General features: G+C 45.9%; 27 protein-coding genes. 11 read left to right on the plus strand and 16 right to left on the minus strand.

Features of this window, described 5'->3' with window-relative positions:
• Positions 1–222 precede the first annotated feature (222 nt).
• Positions 223–975, plus strand: coding sequence for a bifunctional tRNA pseudouridine(32) synthase/23S rRNA pseudouridine(746) synthase RluA (gene rluA / locus NL647_RS24520; protein WP_005444373.1), 753 nt, complete (start codon positions 223–225; stop codon positions 973–975).
• A gap of 32 nt (positions 976–1,007) precedes the next feature.
• The gene (locus NL647_RS24525; RefSeq protein ID WP_253650759.1) at positions 1,008–1,970 is read left to right on the plus strand and encodes a D-2-hydroxyacid dehydrogenase; all 963 of its coding nucleotides are present in this window, start codon (positions 1,008–1,010) and stop codon (positions 1,968–1,970) included.
• A gap of 65 nt (positions 1,971–2,035) precedes the next feature.
• Here the strand turns inward: NL647_RS24525 and yjgA are convergent, their stop codons facing one another.
• Complete coding sequence (gene yjgA, locus NL647_RS24530) at positions 2,036–2,560, minus strand: ribosome biogenesis factor YjgA (protein ID WP_005444375.1); 525 nt, start codon at positions 2,558–2,560, stop codon at positions 2,036–2,038.
• A gap of 110 nt (positions 2,561–2,670) precedes the next feature.
• Between yjgA and pmbA the strand changes: the two genes are divergently transcribed.
• Positions 2,671–4,014, plus strand: a complete 1,344-nt coding sequence (gene pmbA / locus NL647_RS24535) for a metalloprotease PmbA (RefSeq protein ID WP_253650760.1) — start codon at positions 2,671–2,673, stop codon at positions 4,012–4,014.
• A gap of 83 nt (positions 4,015–4,097) precedes the next feature.
• Here pmbA and mgtE read toward each other — a convergent pair whose 3' ends face one another.
• The 11 genes from mgtE to NL647_RS24590 all read right to left on the minus strand — a co-directional run bounded on the left by mgtE (position 4,098) and on the right by NL647_RS24590 (position 12,882).
• The gene (gene mgtE / locus NL647_RS24540) at positions 4,098–5,453 is read right to left on the minus strand and encodes a magnesium transporter (protein ID WP_038898325.1); all 1,356 of its coding nucleotides are present in this window, start codon (positions 5,451–5,453) and stop codon (positions 4,098–4,100) included.
• 166 nt (positions 5,454–5,619) lie between these two features.
• The gene (locus NL647_RS24545) at positions 5,620–5,895 is read right to left on the minus strand and encodes an HPr family phosphocarrier protein (protein WP_005442213.1); all 276 of its coding nucleotides are present in this window, start codon (positions 5,893–5,895) and stop codon (positions 5,620–5,622) included.
• A 2-nt stretch (positions 5,896–5,897) separates the two neighbouring features.
• Positions 5,898–6,761 carry an RNase adapter RapZ gene (gene rapZ / locus NL647_RS24550; RefSeq protein ID WP_005444380.1) on the minus strand — a complete coding sequence of 288 codons (864 nt, stop codon included), beginning with the start codon at positions 6,759–6,761 and terminating at the stop codon, positions 5,898–5,900.
• Positions 6,762–6,775: 14 nt separating this feature from the next.
• Positions 6,776–7,222, minus strand: a complete 447-nt coding sequence (gene ptsN / locus NL647_RS24555; protein WP_005444382.1) for a PTS IIA-like nitrogen regulatory protein PtsN — start codon at positions 7,220–7,222, stop codon at positions 6,776–6,778.
• Between the two features lie 2 nt (positions 7,223–7,224).
• Complete coding sequence (gene hpf / locus NL647_RS24560; protein ID WP_005444384.1) at positions 7,225–7,512, minus strand: ribosome hibernation promoting factor; 288 nt, start codon at positions 7,510–7,512, stop codon at positions 7,225–7,227.
• Positions 7,513–7,536: 24 nt separating this feature from the next.
• Complete coding sequence (locus NL647_RS24565; protein WP_005444386.1) at positions 7,537–9,003, minus strand: RNA polymerase factor sigma-54; 1,467 nt, start codon at positions 9,001–9,003, stop codon at positions 7,537–7,539.
• Positions 9,004–9,053: 50 nt separating this feature from the next.
• Positions 9,054–9,779 carry an LPS export ABC transporter ATP-binding protein gene (lptB, locus tag NL647_RS24570; RefSeq protein WP_005444387.1) on the minus strand — a complete coding sequence of 242 codons (726 nt, stop codon included), beginning with the start codon at positions 9,777–9,779 and terminating at the stop codon, positions 9,054–9,056.
• A gap of 1 nt (position 9,780) precedes the next feature.
• The gene (gene lptA / locus NL647_RS24575; protein WP_005444389.1) at positions 9,781–10,275 is read right to left on the minus strand and encodes a lipopolysaccharide transport periplasmic protein LptA; all 495 of its coding nucleotides are present in this window, start codon (positions 10,273–10,275) and stop codon (positions 9,781–9,783) included.
• A complete protein-coding gene (gene lptC, locus NL647_RS24580; RefSeq protein WP_005444391.1) occupies positions 10,256–10,819 on the minus strand; it encodes an LPS export ABC transporter periplasmic protein LptC in 564 nt (187 codons plus the stop codon). The genes lptA and lptC overlap by 20 nt, the downstream gene beginning before the upstream one ends.
• Before the next feature lie 90 nt (positions 10,820–10,909).
• Positions 10,910–11,881 carry an arabinose-5-phosphate isomerase KdsD gene (gene kdsD, locus NL647_RS24585; protein WP_009698804.1) on the minus strand — a complete coding sequence of 324 codons (972 nt, stop codon included), beginning with the start codon at positions 11,879–11,881 and terminating at the stop codon, positions 10,910–10,912.
• A 35-nt stretch (positions 11,882–11,916) separates the two neighbouring features.
• The gene (locus NL647_RS24590; RefSeq protein WP_005444395.1) at positions 11,917–12,882 is read right to left on the minus strand and encodes a calcium/sodium antiporter; all 966 of its coding nucleotides are present in this window, start codon (positions 12,880–12,882) and stop codon (positions 11,917–11,919) included.
• A gap of 399 nt (positions 12,883–13,281) precedes the next feature.
• Here NL647_RS24590 and mlaF point away from each other — a divergent pair, with 399 nt between their 5' ends.
• The 8 genes from mlaF (at position 13,282) to NL647_RS24630 (ending at position 18,734) form a co-directional block, all read left to right on the plus strand.
• On the plus strand, positions 13,282–14,085 hold the full coding sequence (gene mlaF, locus NL647_RS24595; RefSeq protein WP_005444397.1) for a phospholipid ABC transporter ATP-binding protein MlaF: 804 nt from the start codon (positions 13,282–13,284) through the stop codon (positions 14,083–14,085).
• Complete coding sequence (gene mlaE, locus NL647_RS24600; protein ID WP_005444399.1) at positions 14,075–14,866, plus strand: lipid asymmetry maintenance ABC transporter permease subunit MlaE; 792 nt, start codon at positions 14,075–14,077, stop codon at positions 14,864–14,866. The genes mlaF and mlaE overlap by 11 nt, the downstream gene beginning before the upstream one ends.
• Positions 14,867–14,868: 2 nt before the next feature.
• Positions 14,869–15,366 carry an outer membrane lipid asymmetry maintenance protein MlaD gene (gene mlaD, locus NL647_RS24605; protein ID WP_005436386.1) on the plus strand — a complete coding sequence of 166 codons (498 nt, stop codon included), beginning with the start codon at positions 14,869–14,871 and terminating at the stop codon, positions 15,364–15,366.
• 3 nt (positions 15,367–15,369) lie between these two features.
• Complete coding sequence (gene mlaC, locus NL647_RS24610; protein WP_005444401.1) at positions 15,370–16,008, plus strand: phospholipid-binding protein MlaC; 639 nt, start codon at positions 15,370–15,372, stop codon at positions 16,006–16,008.
• Positions 16,008–16,328, plus strand: a complete 321-nt coding sequence (locus NL647_RS24615) for a lipid asymmetry maintenance protein MlaB (RefSeq protein WP_005444403.1) — start codon at positions 16,008–16,010, stop codon at positions 16,326–16,328. The genes mlaC and NL647_RS24615 overlap by 1 nt, the downstream gene beginning before the upstream one ends.
• Before the next feature lie 3 nt (positions 16,329–16,331).
• On the plus strand, positions 16,332–16,586 hold the full coding sequence (ibaG, locus tag NL647_RS24620; RefSeq protein WP_005432865.1) for a BolA family iron metabolism protein IbaG: 255 nt from the start codon (positions 16,332–16,334) through the stop codon (positions 16,584–16,586).
• A 9-nt stretch (positions 16,587–16,595) separates the two neighbouring features.
• Positions 16,596–17,861, plus strand: coding sequence for a UDP-N-acetylglucosamine 1-carboxyvinyltransferase (gene murA / locus NL647_RS24625; RefSeq protein WP_005444406.1), 1,266 nt, complete (start codon positions 16,596–16,598; stop codon positions 17,859–17,861).
• 147 nt (positions 17,862–18,008) lie between these two features.
• Positions 18,009–18,734 (plus strand): 1-acylglycerol-3-phosphate O-acyltransferase, encoded by a 726-nt coding sequence (locus NL647_RS24630; RefSeq protein WP_005444408.1) that lies wholly within the window; start codon positions 18,009–18,011, stop codon positions 18,732–18,734.
• Between the two features lie 84 nt (positions 18,735–18,818).
• Here the strand turns inward: NL647_RS24630 and NL647_RS24635 are convergent, their stop codons facing one another.
• The 4 genes from NL647_RS24635 to NL647_RS27270 all read right to left on the minus strand — a co-directional run bounded on the left by NL647_RS24635 (position 18,819) and on the right by NL647_RS27270 (position 20,998).
• On the minus strand, positions 18,819–19,208 hold the full coding sequence (locus NL647_RS24635) for a RidA family protein (RefSeq protein ID WP_005432832.1): 390 nt from the start codon (positions 19,206–19,208) through the stop codon (positions 18,819–18,821).
• Between the two features lie 165 nt (positions 19,209–19,373).
• Positions 19,374–19,835, minus strand: a complete 462-nt coding sequence (gene pyrI / locus NL647_RS24640) for an aspartate carbamoyltransferase regulatory subunit (protein ID WP_005448817.1) — start codon at positions 19,833–19,835, stop codon at positions 19,374–19,376.
• A 17-nt stretch (positions 19,836–19,852) separates the two neighbouring features.
• A complete protein-coding gene (pyrB, locus tag NL647_RS24645) occupies positions 19,853–20,782 on the minus strand; it encodes an aspartate carbamoyltransferase (protein WP_005432845.1) in 930 nt (309 codons plus the stop codon).
• Between the two features lie 90 nt (positions 20,783–20,872).
• Positions 20,873–20,998 carry a hypothetical protein gene (locus NL647_RS27270; RefSeq protein ID WP_005432831.1) on the minus strand — a complete coding sequence of 42 codons (126 nt, stop codon included), beginning with the start codon at positions 20,996–20,998 and terminating at the stop codon, positions 20,873–20,875.
• Between the last annotated feature and the right edge of the window lie 31 nt (positions 20,999–21,029).

Consider the following 21,029-nt stretch of genomic DNA (forward strand, 5'->3'; position numbering starts at 1 on the left):
TCATCAACGATAAACTATAAGTAACATGCCCAGTATGGTTGTCAATTTAAATTTACAACTTGGTTTGGATTTATTTTTATTGGTGGTTTGACTTGTTAATTTTTGTTATTTCAAAAAGTTATATCGACTCTGGTTCGCGATAAAATTAAACGTGTTTTGTGCATGCATCTTGAGGGCTCTTGGGTATAATCAGCGCGTTTTTATTCTGTAGAGATCCTGCCCATGGCAATGCTTGAGTACAATCCACCAACCGATCCTTGGATTGATGTCGTTTTTGAAGATGAGCAAATATTGGCTGTGAATAAGCCATCCGGTCTGCTCTCTGTGCCGGGCCGTCTCGCTGAGCACTATGACAGTATGTGGAGTCGCCTCACTGAGCAGTATCCAGACATTCAAGTGGTACACCGTTTGGATATGTCGACTTCCGGTTTGATGGTTCTGGCGAAGAACAAACATGCAGAAAGTGCTTTAAAGAAGCAGTTTCAATATCGATTGACGCATAAGATCTACTATGCACGAGTTTGGGGGCACGTAGAGCAAGAAGAAGGTGATATTGACCTGCCGCTGATTTGCGATTGGCCTAACCGTCCACTGCAGAAAGTGTGTTTTGAAGATGGCAAACCTTCTAAGACGCTATTCCAAGTGGCGAAGCGAGAAGAGCACCCTGATGGAGCGAAGACGACGATTGTACGTTTATTGCCTATCACTGGTCGCTCACACCAATTGCGTGTCCACATGCAAGCATTAGGTCACCCGATTGTGGGGGATGAATTTTACGCAACTGAAGAAGCAAAAGCTTTCTCTGAGCGCCTAGAACTGCACGCCGCTGAATTGAGCTTTTACCATCCGAAATGCCATTGGCTGCGCAGCATTTTTGTTCCTTGTGATTTTTACCCGGAAGCGGAAGCGATGATCTTTGACTATTTCGACCCAGCGCGTAAATTACCAGATTACAAAACACTGCCACGTCCATAAATTCATCTTTAGGCAGTGAACAAGGAGTTGTTATGTCACTGCCTAAAGTGGTCTTCCTCGACCGCGCGACTATTCCCGTTCAAATTCAAGTTCCTCGTCCAAGCTTTGCCCATGATTGGGTGGAATACGATCTGACTTCTTCTGAGCAAGTTGTTGAACGCCTTTCTGATGCAGATATCGTGATCAGCAACAAAGTGATGCTCGACCAAACCGTTCTCTCTCAACTTCCCAATCTCAAGATGATTGCTGTCGCGGCTACGGGTTTTAATAATGTCGATGTTAATTATTGCGCTGAGCACAATGTTGCGGTCGCCAACGTGCGTGGCTATGCGACTCGCTCGGTGCCTGAACATGTCATTGCGATGCTTTTTGCCTTGCGCCGCAACTTGTTTGGTTATCATCAAGACATTGCCGCAGGCGAGTGGCAACGTAATAAACAGTTTTGTTTCTTTACGCATCCAATTGGGGACGTTGCAGGTAGCACTTTGGGGGTGGTTGGCAGCGGCGCATTAGGTCTGGCGACGGCACAATTAGCGAAAGCGTTAGGTATGAACGTGGTGTTTGCGGAGCGCAAAGGCGTAACCGAGTGCCGAGAAGGCTATGTCTCTTTTACTGAAATGCTAAATCAAGCGGACGCCATCACTCTGCATTGTCCATTGAATGATGAAACACGTAATTTGATTGGCGAAGTGGAACTTAAGCAGATGAAGCCAACATCAATTTTGATTAATACCGGACGTGGTGGCTTGGTAGATGAGCAAGCCTTAGTGGATAGCTTAAAACAAGGTGAGATTGCTGGTGCAGGGTTTGATGTCTTTACCCAAGAGCCCGCCGATGAGAGTAATCCGTTGGTTGCCAATATGCACTTACCCAATTTATTGTTAACGCCACACGTCGCTTGGGGCAGTGACTCATCGATTCAGCGTTTGGCTGAGATCTTGATTGAGAATATTAACGCCTTTGAGCGTGGTGAAAGCCTCAATCGCTTGGCGTAATATCTGAAAATAGGTATGAAAAAAGCAGACTCACAGGTCTGCTTTTTACTTTCTTAAGCGTTGAATTACATTTCTTCTTCAAATGCTTTCAGAATTTGGAAGATTTCACGGTAAGATTTTGCTGGTTTACCGGCTTTCTTCTCTTTTGCTGCTTGGCGAGCAAGTTGGCGTAGACGTTGACGATCCGCTTCTGGGTACAATTCCATTACGTCATCAATCGCTTTATCGCCTTCTTCCACAACGCGGTCACGCAGCGCTTCTAGCTTGTGCAGAGCAGCTGTCGCTTGTGAGTGCTTGTTGCGGATTTTATCCAGTGCCGCTTGAATTGGTTCTGGATCTTCGTAGCGCATTAGCTTACCAATGCGTTGTAGCTGACGACGACGTGCTTCGTTTTTAAAGCGTTGTGCATCAGCAACCGCTTCGCGCAGTTCTTCGCTCAATGGAAACTTTTCTAGAACCGCCGGCTTAAGACCAACTAGCTCTTCACCAAGCTTTTGCAGCTCTTCCATGTCTCGCTTCATCTCGGATTTACTAACCCAGATGATCTCTTCTTCTGGTTCCCATGGCGCTTTTTGATTCTTACGTGCCATTTCAGTTGCCTGTGTTTTGATTAATATTATGACTATTTTAACAAGAATCGTGGGGAGAAAGCGAAATTCTTGTTATTCTATTGTGCATCGAATACATGATGTGAAAGACAATGGATATTAAACAGCAGGTTGCTGAGCAACGTACCGAGCTAGAACAAGCCGTTTCACGTGCACTAGAAATCGCTGCGGCGAAGTCTGATGCCGCTGAAGTCGCAATCACCAAGAGTACGGGTTTGAGTGTTTCCACTCGCATGGGTGACGTGGAAAACGTTGAATTCAACAGCGATGGCGCACTAGGCATTACTGTCTACCGTGGTCAACGTAAAGGCAGTGCTTCCACATCTGACTTGAGCGAAGCTGCTATTGAGCAAACCGTTCTAGCAGCACTAGACATCGCTCAATACACATCAGAAGACCCGTTCGCAGGTCCTGCTCCAAAAGAATACATGGTGAAAGAGGTGCCAGACTTAGACCTTTTCCACCCAGATGCTCCTGATCCAGACTACGCAGCGCAGGTCGCTATCGCAGCTGAAAAAGAAGCGCTGAACTACAGCGACGCTATTAAGCAAAGCGATGGTGCGAGCTACGATAGTCACTACGGCGTTAAGGTTTACGGTAACAGCCATGGCTTGTTAGCAAGTTACGCATCAAGCCGTCATAGCACTAGCTGTTGTGTGATTGGCGTGGGTCAAAACGGCGAGATGGAACGCGATTACAGCTATACCGTTGCGCGCCATCGTGACGATCTTTGGTCACCAGAAATGGTTGGCCGCAAAGCGGCAGAGAAAACCATCAGTCGCCTTGACGCGCAAAAGCTTAAGACGGGCAAATACCCAGTGATGTTTGCTGCGGACGTAGCGACAGGCTTGATTGGTCACCTAGTGATGGCAATCAGCGGTGGTAACCTGTACCGCAAATCTTCTTTCCTATTGGATCACCTTGGTAAGCAAGTATTGCCGGAGTGGTTCAACATTTCTGAGCGTCCGCACGTACTACGTGGGTTAGCTTCAAGCCCATTCGATAGCGAAGGTGTCTACACGCAAGAGCGTGAAATCATTACCGATGGTGTTTTAGCTACCTACTTGCTAACTAGCTATGCCGCTCGCAAGATGAAGATGGAGCCAACGGGTCACGCTGGTGGTATCCATAACTGGTATGTGAAGTCGACAGGTCAAAATTTCGAGCAAATGCTAAAAGAGCTGGGCACAGGTTTACTAGTAACAGAAACCATGGGTCAAGGCGTAAACGTTGTAACTGGCGATTACTCTCGCGGTGCAGCTGGTTTCTGGGTTGAGAACGGTGAAATCCAATACCCAGTGTCTGAAATTACCATTGCGGGTAACTTGAAAGACATGTTCAACCAGATTGTTGCTGTGGGCAGCGACGTAGAAACACGCTCGCAAATCCAAACTGGTTCTATCTTGTTGGATACCATGAAGGTTGCTGGTGAATAAGCTTGCTAACCGCTAGATACGAAAAAGCCTGATGTGTTCATCAGGCTTTTTTATTGCTCGTTATTGGCGGTTCGCTACATAGCTTAAATCATTAAGGTTGCGAGACCGAGGAAGACTGATAGACCAATTACGTCCGTTACTGTGGTCAGAGCCATACCACCAGCGAGAGCTGGATCGATGTTCATTTTCTTGAGTAGGATTGGAATGGTAACGCCCGCAATACCTGCCACAAGCAGGTTGGTTAGCATGGCCGCCGAGATAATCCCACCAAGCATCCAGTTTCCTTTCCAGGCAACCACAATACCACCGATGATCAGCGCCCACATGATGCCGTTTAGCAAGCCGATAGCCGCCTCTTTCATCAAGAGTTCGCGTTTGTTCGAGTCACCGATATGACCGAGAGCTAAGCCACGGATTACAAGTGCAACGGTTTGGTTACCTGCTACACCACCCATTGAAGGCACGATGGTCATTAGGACAGCAATCGCAGCCATTTGGTCTAGAGTCGCTTCAAACATGTTGGAGACAGAAGCAGCGGCTAGTGCAGCAAGTACGTTGGCACCAAGCCAAATGCTACGTTTACGAGCAGACTTTACCACAGGCGCGAAGGTATCTTCGTCGTCGTCCATACCCGCCATACTCATCATTGAGTGTTCAGCGTCTTCACGGATAACGTCGACTACGTCATCGATGGTGATACGACCGACAAGATGCTGGTTTTCATCCACAACCGGAGCTGATACCCAGTTACGACGTTCAAACAGGCTTGCTACGTCAGAGTCACTGGTATCAACTGTAATTGCATCGTCGGCGTCTTCCATCACTTCACTGACTTTGACATCAGGTTGCGTGGTGATCAGCGTGGTGATCGGTAGTTCACCAATCAGTCTGCTGTCATCATCAATCACGTATAGTGCGTCAGTTGCTTCAGGCAGTTCGCCTTTCATACGCAAATAACGCAGGACTACATCCACATCAACGTCACCACGAATGGTGATTACGTCGGTGTTCATCAGTCCACCCGCGGTATCCTCAGGGTAGGATAGGGCGGTTTCGACGCGTAGACGATCCGCTGAATCCATCTGAGACAGAACTTCGCGTGAGACGTCGTCAGGCAAGCTACGTAGGACGTAAGCCACGTCATCGGTGTCCATGCCTTCCGTCGCTTCTGCAAGCGCTTCAGGAGCCATTTTGGACACAAGACTGTCTTTAACGTCTTCGTTCAGCTCGTCAAGAATCTCACCGTAATCTTCTGGGTCGGTAAGTTGCCAAAGAACCTCACGACTTTTACGCGGCGAAGCTTCTAAAAGGTGGGCGATATCCTCAGGTTCCATGTCCTGCAGTTGGCGACGAACATGGACGAAGCGACCGTTTTCCAGTGCTTCAGTGACTTCTTGGAGGGCTTGGTGAGCTTGGTCGAATTCTATTTGCTCTGCCATTCATTCCTCCTAATTCCTGATATTTACAATGCTTTGAATAATAACTTAATTCTAGGCACCTTTTAATAACAACTTATGAAAGTCGACAAAATTATTTATCGGAATTTAAGCAGGAGGTGAAAGTTATGTGGGATATCTGGCTATAGATAATAAAAAAGCGAGTGAATCACTCGCCTTCATCAAACTTATCTTCAATCAAATGGCAAACAGCATCAAGAGCTTGCTCGGATTGGTCGCCAGTTGCGTGGATAGTCACGTATTGTCCTTGGGCGGACTCCAGCATCAACAACCCCATGACGCTGTCTGCGGTCGCGGTTTTGTCTTCTTCGTTGTCGATGGTGATCACCGCATCGAAGCTTTGCGCCAGCTCTACCAGTTTAACCGCAGCACGAGCGTGCAACCCTAAGCGGTTTTGGATCAGTACTTTACGACTTATTTCCACCGTTATTCCTTAACGTTCTTTTCCAATGAAGTGTGGCGAATTTGTACTTGGTGTCCTTTATCAGCAAAGAACTCACCGATTTTTTGAGTGAGATAAACCGAGCGGTGCTTGCCACCAGTACAACCAATCGCAACTGTAAGGTAGCTGCGGTTGTTTTTCTCTAGTAGAGGTAACCAAGTCTCAATGAAGCTCTCAATTTGGTATTTCAGGTCAAGTACAGACTGATGCTGCTCCAAGAACGCACCGATTGGAGCGTCTAAACCAGTGAGAGGGCGCAGTGCTGGCTCCCAGTGTGGGTTTGGTAGGAAGCGTACATCGAACACGTAATCCGCGTCTGATGGTAAGCCGTACTTGAAACCAAATGATTCAAACACCATCACCAAGTCTTTGCGTTCCCTGCCTTCAACTCGCATGCGTACCGTTTCGCTAAGGTCATGAAGAGATTGACCACTACTGTTCAATACTAAGTCTGCATGGGCTTTTAGCGGCATTAGGATGTCGTGCTCAAGTTCGATAGCTTGATCAAGAGAGAGCGACTGGCTGCCAAGTGACAGTGGGTGAATTCGACGAGTTTCGCTGTAGCGCTTGAGTAGAGTTTCTTTGTTGGCGTCTAAGAAAAGTACTGTCACATCCAGTTCAGCTTTTAGCTTTTCAAGTGTGGTGTTCAGTTCTTTGAGTTTCTTAGGGATATTGCGAATATCGATACTTACTGCCACGTTCTGTTTGCTATCGGAAACCGATTGAACAAACGCATCAAGCAAGTTAACTGGTAGGTTGTCTACACAATAGTAGCCTAAGTCCTCAAGCACACGTAAAGCAACACTCTTCCCGGCACCAGAGTGCCCACTAACAACGATTAATCGCATGGTGATCGTCCTGATTACTGATGAATCATAATGTCGTAGAGTTCTTCATCGCTCTGAGCGTTACGCAAGCTCTTAAGTACTTGCTTGTCGCTTAGGCGCTCTGCCATAGAGGATAATGTTTTGAGGTGCTCTTTGCACTGTTCTTCTGGAACAAGGAGAGCAAAAAGAAGGTCGACAGGTCGATTGTCGATAGCATCAAACTCAATCGCCTCGTCACATTGAAGTAACACCGCGATGGCTTTGTCGCTTGATTGCATTCTTGCGTGGGGGATAGCAATACCGTTACCGATACCAGTACTACCCATTTTTTCTCTGCTGAGCATACACTCAAACAGTTCCGTAGAATCTTGACCCGTGTTCTCAGCAACAATTTGACTGATCATCTCTAGGGCACGTTTCTTACTTGTACAATGGACTGCACTTTTGGTGCAGTCCAGTGACAGTATCTCGCTCAGTTGCATGATTAATGACTGTTTAGTTTTTCTTTGTGCTTGTTAAGTTGACGAACTAATTTATCCACCAGCGAGTCAATTGCTGCATACATATTTTCGTCGTTCGATGACGCGTGGATTTCGCCTTGATTTATGTGGAGTGTAGCTTCCGCTATTTGGTCGAGTTTTTCAACTTTTAGTACCACGTGAACTTGGTTAATGTGGTCGAAGAACCTTTCGAGCTTCTGAAACTTAGATTGAACATAGTCTTGCATTGAATCGGTAAGATCAACGTGATGGCCTTGAATATTGATTTGCATAGACTTTCCTTTTCAGTTGGTGCCTTAAAGTAGGCGTTTACGCTGACTTGAAGGGGCGATACCCAAGGATTCGCGATATTTCGCAATCGTTCGTCTTGCGACTTGAATCCCTTGGTCAGCCAGAAGAGCAGCAATCTTGCTATCACTTAAAGGTTTAGCGGTATTTTCCGCTGCGACCAGTTTCTTGATGAGAGCACGAATTGCTGTGGACGAACATTCTCCACCATTGTCTGTACTAACATGGCTAGAGAAGAAGTACTTCAATTCAAAAATGCCACGTGGTGTGTGCATGAACTTCTGCGTTGTCACACGAGAAATCGTTGATTCATGCATGTCCACTGCCAATGCTACATCGTTTAGTACCATTGGTTTCATGGCTTCTTCACCATACTCGAAGAAATCTTGTTGATGTTCAACAATACATCTTGCAACTTTGAGAAGCGTCTCGTTTCTGCTTTCTAGGCTCTTAATCAGCCATTTTGCCTCTTGCAAATTGCTGCGAATGTACTGGCTATCCGCACTGTTGCCTTTGCCTAGCTGCGCATATTGTTGATTTACTTTTAGTTTTGGAATGCTGTCAGGGTTAATGGATACGGTCCACTTACCATGATCTTTAAATACGGACACATCTGGAATGACGTATTCAGTGTCATCCGGTGTGATGCGACTGCCTGGGCGAGGATCAAGTTGTTGAATTAGCTTCAAGACTTCACGCAGGTCAGCTTCTTTAAGCTTAGTCTCTTTGATGACTAGCTTGTAGTCGCGATTACCAAGGTGATCGATATGATCGCTCAATACCATTTTCGCTTCTGCTAGCCACGGCGTATCTTCTGGGAAGGTCGCTAATTGCAGCAGTAAACATTCTTGTAGGTTGCGGGATGCAACCCCAAGCGGGTCAAATTGTTGAATACGCTTACGCACTGCTTCGATTTCATCTAACTCGACTTCCTCATTATTGAAGCTCTCATGGATTTCTTCAGGAGAAAGAGTGAGGTAGCCATAATCATCGACAGCATCGATGATCGCGAGTGCGATGGTGCGGTCTGTTTCACTGAAAGGCGTGAGATCTAATTGCCACATGAGGTAATCATGCAGTGATTCAGTGGTTTCACCTTGGTAGACCGGCATGTCGTCATCAAGCGCTAGACCTGTACTGCCAGTGTTAGCGCTGTAAACGTCATCCCAGGTGGTATCGATTTCTAGTTCAGAACTGATTTCAGATTTTTCAATTACGTCTGAACTGTCTGGAAGATCGGGTTCAGAGGTGTCGTTGGCACTGGCTTCAGCGGCTTCGGATGCTGACTTATCTTCACCATTTACTTGAGGTTCATCGTGACCTTCTTCAACTTCCAATAGCGGGTTGGAATCCAGCGCTTCTTGAATTTCTTGTTGAAGATCGAGCGTCGACAATTGCAACAAACGGATGGCTTGTTGCAGCTGCGGCGTCATGGCTAACTGTTGACCTAGCTTGAGTTGTAATGAAGGTTTCATTCAGTGTTACTTACCTTGTAATGCTCAGAATCTTACCGTTCCTAATGTAATCATAGACGGAATTGTTCGCCGAGATAAACTTGTTTCACCTGCTCGTTATTGAGAACTTCATCCGGAGTTCCCGATGCGATGAGATGTCCTTGGCTTACGATATAGGCTTTTTCACATACGTCCAAGGTTTCACGAACGTTGTGGTCAGTGATTAGTACACCAAGACCGCGATCGCGCAGGTGTTCGATGATTTTTTTGATGTCGTTAACCGAAATCGGGTCAACACCCGCAAATGGTTCATCCAGCAAAATGAACTGAGGGTTAGCAGCTAGTGCTCGCGCGATTTCTACACGGCGGCGCTCACCACCCGATAGTGCCATACCCGCACTGGTGCGTATGTGCTGTATGTGGAATTCTTCTAACAAATCTTCCAGCTTATCTTGACGCTCTTCTCGCGTTAACTCTTGACGAGTTTCCAGAACCGCCATGATGTTGTCTTCAACCGACAGCTTACGGAAGATGGAGGCTTCCTGTGGCAGGTAACCGATACCCATACGAGAGCGGCTATGCATCGGCAGAATACTGATGTCTTGGTTGTCGATTGTAATGGTGCCTTCGTCACGTGGTACCAAGCCAACGATCATATAAAACGATGTGGTTTTACCCGCACCGTTAGGACCCAATAGACCAACAATCTGGCCAGACTCTACTTCAAGGCTTACATCAGTTACCACCTTGCGTTTTTTGTAGCTTTTAGCAAGGTTCTTTGCACTTAGTACTGCCATATTAGTTCTCGACTTGGTTCGGTTGCAGGATGGTTGTTACGCGCTCATCCTTCGAGCTGTCAGCGACTAGCTTCTGTTGACCAATTTGGTAACGAATTGACGAACCTTTGATGGTGTTTCCGTCTTGAGCCAGTTGCGCTTGACCTTTCATGGTCAATTCATCAGTAGAAATACGGTAGTCTAACTCAGTCGCCTGACCACTGAGCGTTTTGCCATCGTCCATTAACTGAGAAAAGGTAGCTGGTTTGCCAAATGCTTGGATCTGTTTGATAGACTCGGTTTTAGGATCGCGAGTCACCACGATTCTATCAGCATCGATATTGATGCTACCTTGCTTAAGCGATACATCTCCTTTGAAGATCACCTGATTACTCTTCATGTCCACTTGTTGAGTGTCTGAATTAATGTAAACCGGCTGTTGTGTATCCGACTTAAGTGCTAACGCTTGTGGCGCTGCTAAAACCAATGCCAATAGGCTAAGGTGTAACGGTTTCATATCGACCTTGAACTTCATCAGTTAGAGTCGCAGTGTGAGCCTTTAAGTTGCCCTGCATTGCGCCCCCAGTAGTTTCAAATTGCGGTCCAACCAACATCACTTGTTGATCGGCTTTAAAATCACGATTGGTTAGATTAATCACCAATTTGTCTGTCGCCATGGTATCGAAACTTGCACCAGGCAAAAGGTTTTGCATTAGCACGTTGTCGTACAGCGTCAGAATTTGGTCTTCATCTAAGACTGCTCTGGTTGCAGTCACCTTCCACTCAACCACACTACCTTCGCGGTACACCATGAGTGTTGGGCTCTTAAATATCGTGTCTCCACTTTTGGCATAATGATCCAAATTAGTGGAACGGATGATGTAACTGCGGACACCATCTTCACCATAAGTGATGTTTTCTAGTCCAGTACCACTGAACATAGGCAGTTCTAAATTTGGTGCTACTTGGATATTTTCATTGCTTTTTGGCGTCATGAGGTAATAACCGCACCACGCAACAACAAAAATCAAGAGCAAATAAATAAGGCGAGTAAAACTCATAAAATAAAGGCCTTTATCTTAGCTCAGTACTTCCCTGACCATTGCCTTAATCTGTTAAATCAATCGTTAAGTCTTTTTGGTGACGCGATATTACATCACGCCAGCCTTTAATAAATCATGCATATTCAGTGCGCCGACAATTTTATTGTCATCACACAAGATCAGAGCATTGATGTTTTTGTCTTGCATCAGGTTTAAGCCTTCTACTGCCAGCATCTCAGGATGGGCGGTAGTTGGGTTTTTCGTCATCACATCACCAATGGCTGTGGTATGGATATCAATGCGTTTATCTAACGTACGACGTAAATCGCCATCAGTGAATATACCAAGCATAGCATCGTGCTCATCGACGATAGCGGTCATGCCTAAGCCTTTTTCCGAAATCTCAAGCAGTGCGTCACGAATTAAAGCATCTGGTGACACTTTTGGTAGCGAATTACCAAAGTGCATAATATCAGACAGCTTAAGCAGCAATTTTCTTCCCAAGGCGCCACCTGGATGTGATAACGCAAAATCTTCTGCAGAGAACCCTCGCGCTTGGAGAAGTGCAACTGCCAGTGCATCGCCCATGACCAACGTTGCCGTGGTGCTGCTGGTTGGAGCAAGACCAAGCGGACAAGCTTCTTTTGGTACAGTAATTTGCAAGTGGAGATCGGACAGTTTCGCCATGTTAGATTCCGGCTTACCTGTCATGCTGATGATCTTAATGTTCAAGCGTTTCAAAACAGGGAACAGAGATAAAATCTCATGTGATTCACCTGAGTTTGAAATGGCGATAACAATGTCGCCAGCACTGATCATACCGAGATCACCGTGAGCCGCTTCACCTGGGTGAACGAAAAATGCAGAGGTACCTGTGCTTGCAAGCGTAGCGGCAATCTTGTTGCCAATGTGACCTGACTTGCCCATACCCATCACGACAACCTTGCCGTTGTTGGAAAGAATCAATTCGCAAGCTTGCTCAAACTGCGCATCAAAGTATTGGTCTAGCTGTTGTAGTGCTTTCACTTCGATATCGAGTACTTGTTTAGCAGCAGCGCGAAAATCAAATTGAGTGGACATATCAGTGCTCCAATTTGTCTTTACTTATTATGTTATTAAGCAGCCATGTTTGCGAATAGGTAAACTTGGTAAGCCAAGAAACACACAAACAAAATGCCACCTTCAATGCGGTTGATGCTACGAGATTTACCCAAGCACATCGCTACAAGTAGTAGAGATACACCCAGCATTACCCAGAAATCACGCCCCATTGCATATTCGCTTAGCATTGATGGATTAATAATGCCCGGTAGACCCATTACCGCAAGAATGTTGAATACGTTTGAGCCGATGATGTTACCAACTGCCATATCGTCTTCGCCCTTTAGAACACCAGCAAGAGAAGCTGCCAGCTCAGGAAGACTAGTACCAATGGCAATAATGGTTAAACCGATCACGAGGTCACTCATGCCAAAGTACTTCGCAATGATCACGGCGTTATCAACCAACATACTTGCTGCCAAAGGAAGCAGTATCAGACCGATCACTACCCACATCACCGCTTTTGAGTTGCTCACACCTTCTGGTACTTCAGACTCTTGATCTTCAACAAACGCATCACCCGCTTTTTGCTCTTTACGGCTAATTTGCAACATTGCAAACAAGAAACCACCAAACAGAATGAACAGCAGCACGCCTTCGTAAAAACCTAAATGGCTATCCCATAGCAAAATACCCGCCAGTACGGTTACTGCTATCATCAAAGGCAGTTCACGGCGAATAACTGCAGAACTGATAGAAAGGGGCTTAATAAGCGCTGTAATGCCTAGGATTAAAGCAATGTTGGCAATGTTGGAACCCAATACGTTACCAACGGCAGTATCGGTTTTTCCATCCCATGCTGCTGTCGCCGAAACCATCATTTCCGGCGCAGATGAACCCATTGCTAGGATTGTCATACCGATCACTAAAGGTGAAATACCGACGTTGCGGGCCAGAGCAGCAGAGCCAAAAACAAGTTTATCTGCACTCCAAACAAGTAAAACAAGACCGACGATAAGCAACGCAACGGCTTCGAGCATGATGATTCCTAAGTAATAAAATAAGTGAAATGAGTAACCGCTAATTTTGACCTTTTGCGGCCAAAAATGGAAGATAAACAACAAATAAATTAAAGGTTAGTAACGAAATTGTGTTTAATTGTTGCTCATTCACTTGTCTGTTGGAATACGGCTATTCTGGAATGGGATTTAAACACCTTCCTTGGGTTTCGTCATATTTTATGCTGAATTGCTTGAATTTCGTCGGCTTTATTTAATCGAACAGTGCTTTTAATTCAGGTTCATTGTGCTTATGATTGCAGCCTAATAAGTGTACCGAAGTCACTTTAGGATATTCTCGACGTAATATCTTGAAAACAATCGGGGTTGAGTTGGATTGCAACTCTGTGAGAACCGCTCACAACTAGTAGAAGAGATAGTATGTCGAACAACGATTTAGTTACCGTTAACAATCTCACTTTTTCACGTGGAGAGCGCAAGATCTTCGATGGCATTGATCTGCATGTGCCAAAAGGAAAAGTGACGGCCATTATGGGACCGTCGGGGATTGGTAAAACGACACTGCTGCGCCTTATTGGTGGGCAGATTTATCCCGAGCAAGGGGAGATCTGGTTTGATGGCGATAATATTCCATCCCTGTCTCGTAAAAAGCTTTATCAAGCACGCAAAAAAATGAGCATGTTGTTCCAGTCGGGAGCTTTGTTTACTGACTTGAATGTGTTCGACAATGTGGCGTTTCCTTTGCGTGAACACACGGAACTTTCCGAAGAATTAATTCGTACCATGGTGCTTCTAAAGCTTGAAGCGGTCGGATTACGAGGTGCGGCAGAATTGATGCCAAGTGAGCTTTCCGGCGGCATGGCTCGCCGAGCTGCACTAGCTCGTGCCATAGCCTTAGACCCGGATCTCATCATGTACGATGAACCTTTTGTTGGGCAGGACCCAATCACTATGGGCGTTTTGGTTGAGCTAATTAGCAACTTGAATCGCGCATTGGGGCTGACTTCAATCGTCGTCTCTCATGATGTGCCTGAAGTGATGAGTATCGCGGATTGGGTCTACTTGATGGCTGATGGCAAAATCATTGCTTTTGGTACGCCACAAGAGTTGATCGATAATCCCGACCCACGTGTGAAGCAATTCTTACAAGGGGAAGCCGATGGTCCCGTGCCGTTTCGCTTTCCTGCTCAAAGTATCGAAAAGGACTTATTTGATGGTCGATAGCTTTATTCAATTTGTCGCTTCATTAGGTAAACGAACATTAGCCATCTGTGAAGCCTTTGGTCGTGCGACCTTGATGCTTGTTGGCGCATTAGTGACTCGACCTCAGCCAATCAAGAATTTTCCTCTGTTGATTAAACAGCTTTACTCCGTAGGTGTGCAATCGCTGGCGATCATTGTCGTTTCTGGCTTGTTCATCGGCATGGTGCTTAGCTTGCAAGGTTATGTTGTGCTGGTGGATTACGGAGCAGAAGGCAGCCTGGGTCAAATGGTCGCTCTTTCGCTACTACGTGAGTTAGGACCAGTAGTAACTGCGTTATTGTTTGCTGGTCGCGCTGGCTCAGCACTGACTGCAGAAATTGGGTTGATGAAGGCAACGGAGCAGCTTTCAAGCATGGAAATGATGGCTGTGGATCCACTAAAACGTGTCATCGCACCACGTTTTTGGGCTGGGGCTATCTCAATGCCATTATTAGCTATGATCTTTATGGCAGTTGGTATCTGGGGCGCTCAGCTTGTTGGTGTGGATTGGAAAGGCGTAGACCACGGCAGCTTCTGGGCTGCGATGCAATCTTCAGTGGAATTAGGTCAAGACATCGGTAACAGCATGATCAAATGTATTGTGTTCGCGATTACCGTTACTTGGATCGCTCTATTTAATGGCTATGACGCTATTCCAACTTCGGAAGGGATCAGCCGAGCAACGACGCGCACTGTTGTGCATTCTTCTTTAGCAGTACTGGGACTAGACTTTGTACTGACCGCATTGATGTTTGGGAATTAATCATGCAACAAACACGTAAAACAGAATTATGGGTTGGCAGCTTTGTATTAGCAGGAATTTGCGCGATTCTTGTGATGATTTTTCAGGTTGCTGACGTAAAAAGCATTGGCTCTGGCAATACTTACACCCTGAAAGCCGAGTTCGATAATATTGGTAGCTTGAAAGTACGTTCTCCTGTGAAAGTAGGTGGCGTTGTTATCGGTCGTGTAAGTAACATTACACTTAACCCTGATAGCCTATTACCTGTAGTGAGCTTGTCGATTAACAGCCAATATAACCAATTCCCAGAAACTTCTAGCGTGCAAATTTTGACATCTGGATTGATTGGTGAGCAGTACATTGGCTTGGTACCGGGCTTTGTTTTTGATGATGAAGAAATGCTTGTTGATGGTGACACCATCGAAGACACCAAATCTGCATTGGTACTAGAAGACCTGATCGGTCAGGTTCTATACAGCATTGGTGGCTCAGGCGATTCTGGTGACACGAGTAAGGAATAATCCATGTTTTCTAGACTATTACTTTCTTTCTTAGCAGCATTTACTGCATTTGGAGCCGTTGCTGCTGAAGTAGATAAAACTCAGCCATACCAAATGATGAAGCAGGTTGCAGAAGTGACGTTTGAGCGTCTCAAAGCGGAGCAACCGCAAATCAAAAAAGATCCAAACTTGCTAAAAACCATCGTTGAAGAAGAGCTTATGCCTTATGTCAACGATCGCTATGCGGCATTGAAACTGCTTGGTCCAAACCTAAAAGGGGCGAAGCGTGAAGATGTGGGTGAATTCATCACAGCATTTCGTGCTTACTTGGTGACGTCATACGCGCAAGTATTAACGCAATATACGGATCAACAAATTGAGTTTGGTCCGGAGCCAAAACTGGATCCTTCTAAGCGCATTACTAGCGTCAAGGTTGAAATCATCGACGCACCGCGTCCAAATATCAAACTTGAATTTAAACTGCGCAAAGATAAGAAGACCGGTGAGTGGTTAGCATTCGATATGGTGGCTGAGGGTATTAGCCTACTATCAAGCAAACAATCGGAGTGGAATACACAAATTCGCCAAGAAGGTATTCTTGCGGTCGCTAAAGATTTAGAGAAACTGGCTGCACAGCCAATTCGCTTCGAGGCAGCAAAGTAATGGCACAGTCTCATTCTCAGTGGCATTTACAGGCAGACATTCTTAAGCTTACAGGGGCGCTGGATCGCGATTCGGTGCCGTCTTTGTGGGCGGTGGCACAGCAATGGCGACCTTCTCAAACCGAGCTAGAATGCTCACTCCAAGAGATTGAACGCATCGACTCTGCGGGAATGGTGATGTTAATCCACTTATTAGAGCATGCAAAAAAGCAAAACTGTCATATAATGCTCAGTTTCGTGCCAGCGCAATTGCGCACTTTGTTTCAATTGAGCAACGTTGAATCTTTAGTGGCCAAACATATACAGAATTATCAGGGGTAAATTGTGGATAGCGCAAAAGTACAACAGTTACTAGAAGAAGCACTAAACCTTCAAGAAGTGCATGTAAAAGGTGAAGGGAGCCACTATGAAGTGGTTGCTGTTGATGCTTGTTTCGATGGAATGAGCCGCGTTAAGAAGCAGCAGTTAATTTACGGTCCTCTGATGGATTACATCCAGCGTAACGACATTCACGCGCTATCAATCAAAGCGTTCACTCCAGAAGAGTGGGCTCGTGATAAGAAGCTAATGTCGCTTTAAGGTTTATTGATGGAAAAGTTTCGAGTTATTGGGTCAGATAAACCACTGGTTGGTGAAGTGACCATTTCAGGTGCAAAAAACGCAGCACTGCCGATTTTATTTGCGTCTATCTTGGCGGAAGAGCCAGTAGAAGTGGCAAACGTGCCACACCTTCGTGATATCGACACAACCATGGAACTACTAAAGCGTCTAGGCGCAAAAGTAAGTCGTAATGGTTCCGTTCATGTCGATCCAAGCAGCATTAATGAATACTGCGCTCCTTATGATTTAGTAAAAACCATGCGTGCTTCTATTTGGGCGCTTGGTCCTCTTGTCGCGCGCTTTGGTCAAGGTCAGGTGTCTCTACCTGGCGGTTGTGCTATCGGTGCTCGTCCTGTTGATCTACACATTACTGGTCTAGAACAGCTTGGCGCGACCATCACTCTTGAAGATGGTTACGTTAAAGCAGAAGTCGATGGTCGCCTTAAAGGCGCGCACATCGTGATGGACAAGGTGAGTGTTGGTGCAACCATCACTATCATGTGTGCAGCAGCACTTGCTGAAGGTACGACAACACTAGACAACGCAGCGCGTGAACCTGAAATCGTAGATACGGCTGACTTCCTAAACAAACTTGGCGCGAAAATCTCTGGAGCAGGTACTGACACCATCACTATTGAAGGTGTTGAGCGCTTAGGTGGCGGCAAACATAGCGTTGTGGCTGACCGTATCGAAACAGGTACATTCCTAGTTGCAGCTGCCGTGTCTGGCGGTAAAGTGGTATGCCGCAACACCAATGGTCACCTGTTAGAAGCGGTACTGGCTAAGCTAGAAGAAGCGGGCGCGTTGGTAGAAACTGGTGAAGATTGGATCTCTGTTGATATGACAGATCGCGAGCTGAAAGCTGTGAGCATTCGTACTGCACCACATCCAGGTTTTCCAACGGACATGCAAGCACAATTTACGCTGTTAAACATGATGGCGAAAGGTGGCGGCGTGATCACTGAAACTATCTTTGAAAACCGTTTCATGCACGTGCCTGAATTGATGCGCATGGGCGCGAAAGCGGAAATTGAAGGTAACACAGTAATTTGCGGTGATGTAGATTCTTTAAGTGGTGCACAAGTGATGGCAACTGACTTACGAGCTTCGGCAAGTTTGGTGATTGCTGGTTGTATCGCGAAAGGCGAAACCATCGTTGACCGTATCTACCACATCGACCGTGGTTACGACAAAATCGAAAATAAACTGTCTGCACTTGGCGCAAATATTGAGCGCGTAAGTGAGGCGGGTTAAACTGCATCGCAGTTGACCTAGATATGAAGAGAGCCGAAACGTAGGTTTCGGCTTTTTTATATCGCGTTTTCTTTCATAGTTCATGACTATGTTCAAAGAGACAATAATAGCTGTAGCTGGCGCAAAGCCGGTTCTTGGAGAACAACAATGATTGCACTGTTACGTGTATTTGCTGTCGCAATTTTCGCAATTGTGATGTTTATTGGTGGTTGTGGTTACTGCCTACTTAGCCCTAGAAACCCTAAGCACGTTTTCACGTTCGGTCGTCTATTCGGCAAAATGTCACGTGTATTTGGTATCAAGCTAGAATTGCGTATTCCGGAAGATGCGTATTCTCGCGGTCAGCATGTTTACATTGCTAACCACCAGAACAACTGGGACCTTTTCACTGTATCTTCAGCTGTTACACCTAAGGTAGTAACGGTAGGTAAGAAGAGTCTTGCGTGGATGCCTTTGTTTGGTCAGCTTTACTGGCTAACAGGTAACATCTTGATTGATCGTGCAAACCGCTCTAAAGCAAAAGGTACTATCGACCAAGTTGTAGACAGCATCAAAAACAGCGACGTTTCAGTGTGGATGTTCCCTGAAGGTACACGTTCACGTGGTCGTGGTTTACTGCCATTTAAAACTGGTGCATTCCATGCAGCTATCGGTGCAGAAGTGCCAATCATTCCAATCGTGTGCAGCTCTACAGGTCACATTAAACTGAACCGTTGGAACAATGGTCATGTGATCATTGAAATGTTACCTCCAGTAAGCACGGAAGGTTACGGCAAAGAGGGCGTACGTGAGTTAGCTAATGTTTGTCGTGAAGAGATGAAAGCGAAACTGGAAGCCTTGGATGAAGAAGTGAAACAGCGCAACGCAGCTTGAGTTTTACGGCGATATCATCGCAAAAAGACAATAAAAAACGGGTAGCTTGAGCTACCCGTTTTTTATGTTTGTCAGCAAGGGCAATTATTTGCGAACTGCGATTGCTTCAATCTCGATACCGACATCTTTAGGCAGGCGAGCTACTTCTACACAAGAACGTGCAGGGTAGTTTGCTACTTCGTGCTCATCGAAAAACTTGCCGTAAACTTCGTTCACAGTACCGAAGTCGTTTAGGTCTTTCACGAATACTGTCATTTTAACGATATCAGTAACCTTAAGACCTGATGCTTCCACAACTGCTTTTACGTTCTCTAGAGATTGACGAGCTTGCTCTGCGATGTCTGCAGACACTTCACCTGTCGCTGGGTTTACTGGGATTTGGCCAGAAGTTAGAACCATGTTGCCTAGATCTACGCCTTGAACGTAAGGACCGATTGCTGCTGGTGCAGACTCAGTGTGAAGTACTTTCGTCATTTGAATTGTTCCATCTGTTTAGGGGAATAAAGAGTTTACTCAAACATCTTGAGTGTTCTTAAGAATAAGCAGTGTGCCTTTAAACATAAAGCACGTAAAGTGCAAAATACCCCGCATTGGCGGGGTATCAGTCAATTTATCGTTAGCAAGAATCGGAGCAGAAAATTAACGCTCAGTTACGATCTCACGTGCGAAAACTTTCTCACAGTATTTACACTTCAGACGGATTTCTTCCTTCTTCTCGAACACCTGGAAGCTGCTCGCAACCGGTTCGTTGTGTGTAATACAGTTGCTGTTCGGACACTCAAACACGTTGTTGATTCGCTCAGGGAGTTCTAGCGCTAGCTTCTTCACTACTTCGTAGTTTTCGATTTGGTTAACGGTCGCGTGTGGTGCGTACAGTGCTAGTTTACTTGCCTGCTCTTCGTTGATGAACACGTTTTCAATCTTGAGTAGGTCTTTATGACCGAGTGCAGATGAAGGCAGATTCAGACCGATGGTGACACGTTGAGAAGAGTTGTGCATATCGAACAGCTTCAACACTTTGATACCAATTTGTGCTGGGATGTGGTCGATTACTGTGCCGTTTTTGATTGCTTCAACCTGCAATTGAGTTTCTTTAGCCATGTCTTTTTCTCCCTCGATTACAGTGTTTCGTTAAGAACCAGTGCCAACAACGCTTGGCGCGCGTAAACGCCGTTTTCTGCTTGTTGGAAGTAGTAAGCGTGTGGTGTGACGTCGACGTCTGTGGTGATTTCATCCACGCGTGGCAGTGGGTGCAGTACTTTCAAGTTTTCACGTGCACCTTCTAGTAGTGCCGCCGTTAGGATGTAAGCTGATTTGATGTGCGCGTATTCGGATTCATCAAAGCGCTCTTTTTGTACGCGAGTCATGTACAGAATGTCGAGCTCAGGAATCACGCTTTCCATGTCTGTGTGTAGGCTGTATTGAATGCCTGCTTCATCTAGCTCTTCACAGATGTAATCTGGCATTGCGAGTGCTTCTGGTGCAACAAAGAAGAAGCGAATGTTATTGAACTTTGCCAATGCTTGAGTCAACGAGTGCACGGTGCGACCGTATTTTAGGTCACCAACAAACGCAACGTTTAGGTTGTCTAGACGACCTTGCGTTTCCGCGATGGTGTATAGGTCGAGTAGTGTTTGCGTTGGGTGTTGGTTTGCGCCGTCACCTGCGTTGATAACTGGTACGCCGTTAGAGAACTCTGAGGCTAAGCGCGCTGCGCCTTCTTGAGGGTGGCGCATCACGAATGCATCGACGTAAGAAGAGATAACTTGAACTGAGTCAGATAGCGTCTCGCCTTTTTTCGCCAGAGAGGTGTTACCACCGTTATCAAAACCAATAACATCGCCACCGATACGTTGAATTGCTGTCTCGAATGACAGGCGAGTACGTGTGGATGGCTCAAAGAAACAGCTTGCTACAACCTTGTTTTTAATCAGTTCTGGACGAGGTTCTTTTTTTAGCTGACCTGCAGTTTCTACAATCAGTTCCAGTTCTTCACGTGAAAGCTCTGGAATAGAGATGATGTGCTTCTGGTAAAGCGAGTTCGCCATGATCTTCTTCCCTATAACAGTGGTGACTATCCCCAAAATTCACCGCGATGGAATTTTAGGCATAAAAAAACCTCCCCAATTGGGGAGGTTTTAAAATTCAATAGAATTAACGAAAATAACAGCACGTAAGCGTAGTCGCTTAGCTAGAGCAAATCGCGTTTTTACGTCAGCAATCGGCGTGGTCATTTCGTAATCCTCAGACAAATTGCCGAGCATTATACGCTTAACTTTCGTGAGCGCAAGCGAT

Source organism: Vibrio sp. Y29_XK_CS5 (assembly GCF_024181835.1).
In the GTDB taxonomy this organism is placed as follows: Bacteria; Pseudomonadota; Gammaproteobacteria; order Enterobacterales; family Vibrionaceae; genus Vibrio; species Vibrio harveyi.

Coding starts and splice junctions, on each gene's coding strand:
- rluA (WP_005444373.1), top strand. CDS start 223: ATGGCAATGCTTGAGTACAATCCACCAACCGATCCTTGGATTGATGTC.
- NL647_RS24525 (WP_253650759.1), top strand. CDS start 1,008: ATGTCACTGCCTAAAGTGGTCTTCCTCGACCGCGCGACTATTCCCGTT.
- yjgA (WP_005444375.1), bottom strand. CDS start 2,560: ATGGCACGTAAGAATCAAAAAGCGCCATGGGAACCAGAAGAAGAGATC.
- pmbA (WP_253650760.1), top strand. CDS start 2,671: ATGGATATTAAACAGCAGGTTGCTGAGCAACGTACCGAGCTAGAACAA.
- mgtE (WP_038898325.1), bottom strand. CDS start 5,453: ATGGCAGAGCAAATAGAATTCGACCAAGCTCACCAAGCCCTCCAAGAA.
- rapZ (WP_005444380.1), bottom strand. CDS start 6,761: ATGCGATTAATCGTTGTTAGTGGGCACTCTGGTGCCGGGAAGAGTGTT.
- ptsN (WP_005444382.1), bottom strand. CDS start 7,222: ATGCAACTGAGCGAGATACTGTCACTGGACTGCACCAAAAGTGCAGTC.
- hpf (WP_005444384.1), bottom strand. CDS start 7,512: ATGCAAATCAATATTCAAGGCCATCACGTTGATCTTACCGATTCAATG.
- NL647_RS24565 (WP_005444386.1), bottom strand. CDS start 9,003: ATGAAACCTTCATTACAACTCAAGCTAGGTCAACAGTTAGCCATGACG.
- lptB (WP_005444387.1), bottom strand. CDS start 9,779: ATGGCAGTACTAAGTGCAAAGAACCTTGCTAAAAGCTACAAAAAACGC.
- lptA (WP_005444389.1), bottom strand. CDS start 10,275: ATGAAACCGTTACACCTTAGCCTATTGGCATTGGTTTTAGCAGCGCCA.
- lptC (WP_005444391.1), bottom strand. CDS start 10,819: ATGAGTTTTACTCGCCTTATTTATTTGCTCTTGATTTTTGTTGTTGCG.
- kdsD (WP_009698804.1), bottom strand. CDS start 11,881: ATGTCCACTCAATTTGATTTTCGCGCTGCTGCTAAACAAGTACTCGAT.
- NL647_RS24590 (WP_005444395.1), bottom strand. CDS start 12,882: ATGCTCGAAGCCGTTGCGTTGCTTATCGTCGGTCTTGTTTTACTTGTT.
- mlaF (WP_005444397.1), top strand. CDS start 13,282: ATGTCGAACAACGATTTAGTTACCGTTAACAATCTCACTTTTTCACGT.
- mlaE (WP_005444399.1), top strand. CDS start 14,075: ATGGTCGATAGCTTTATTCAATTTGTCGCTTCATTAGGTAAACGAACA.
- mlaD (WP_005436386.1), top strand. CDS start 14,869: ATGCAACAAACACGTAAAACAGAATTATGGGTTGGCAGCTTTGTATTA.
- mlaC (WP_005444401.1), top strand. CDS start 15,370: ATGTTTTCTAGACTATTACTTTCTTTCTTAGCAGCATTTACTGCATTT.
- NL647_RS24615 (WP_005444403.1), top strand. CDS start 16,008: ATGGCACAGTCTCATTCTCAGTGGCATTTACAGGCAGACATTCTTAAG.
- murA (WP_005444406.1), top strand. CDS start 16,596: ATGGAAAAGTTTCGAGTTATTGGGTCAGATAAACCACTGGTTGGTGAA.
- NL647_RS24630 (WP_005444408.1), top strand. CDS start 18,009: ATGATTGCACTGTTACGTGTATTTGCTGTCGCAATTTTCGCAATTGTG.
- NL647_RS24635 (WP_005432832.1), bottom strand. CDS start 19,208: ATGACGAAAGTACTTCACACTGAGTCTGCACCAGCAGCAATCGGTCCT.
- pyrI (WP_005448817.1), bottom strand. CDS start 19,835: ATGGCTAAAGAAACTCAATTGCAGGTTGAAGCAATCAAAAACGGCACA.
- pyrB (WP_005432845.1), bottom strand. CDS start 20,782: ATGGCGAACTCGCTTTACCAGAAGCACATCATCTCTATTCCAGAGCTT.
- NL647_RS27270 (WP_005432831.1), bottom strand. CDS start 20,998: ATGCTCGGCAATTTGTCTGAGGATTACGAAATGACCACGCCGATTGCT.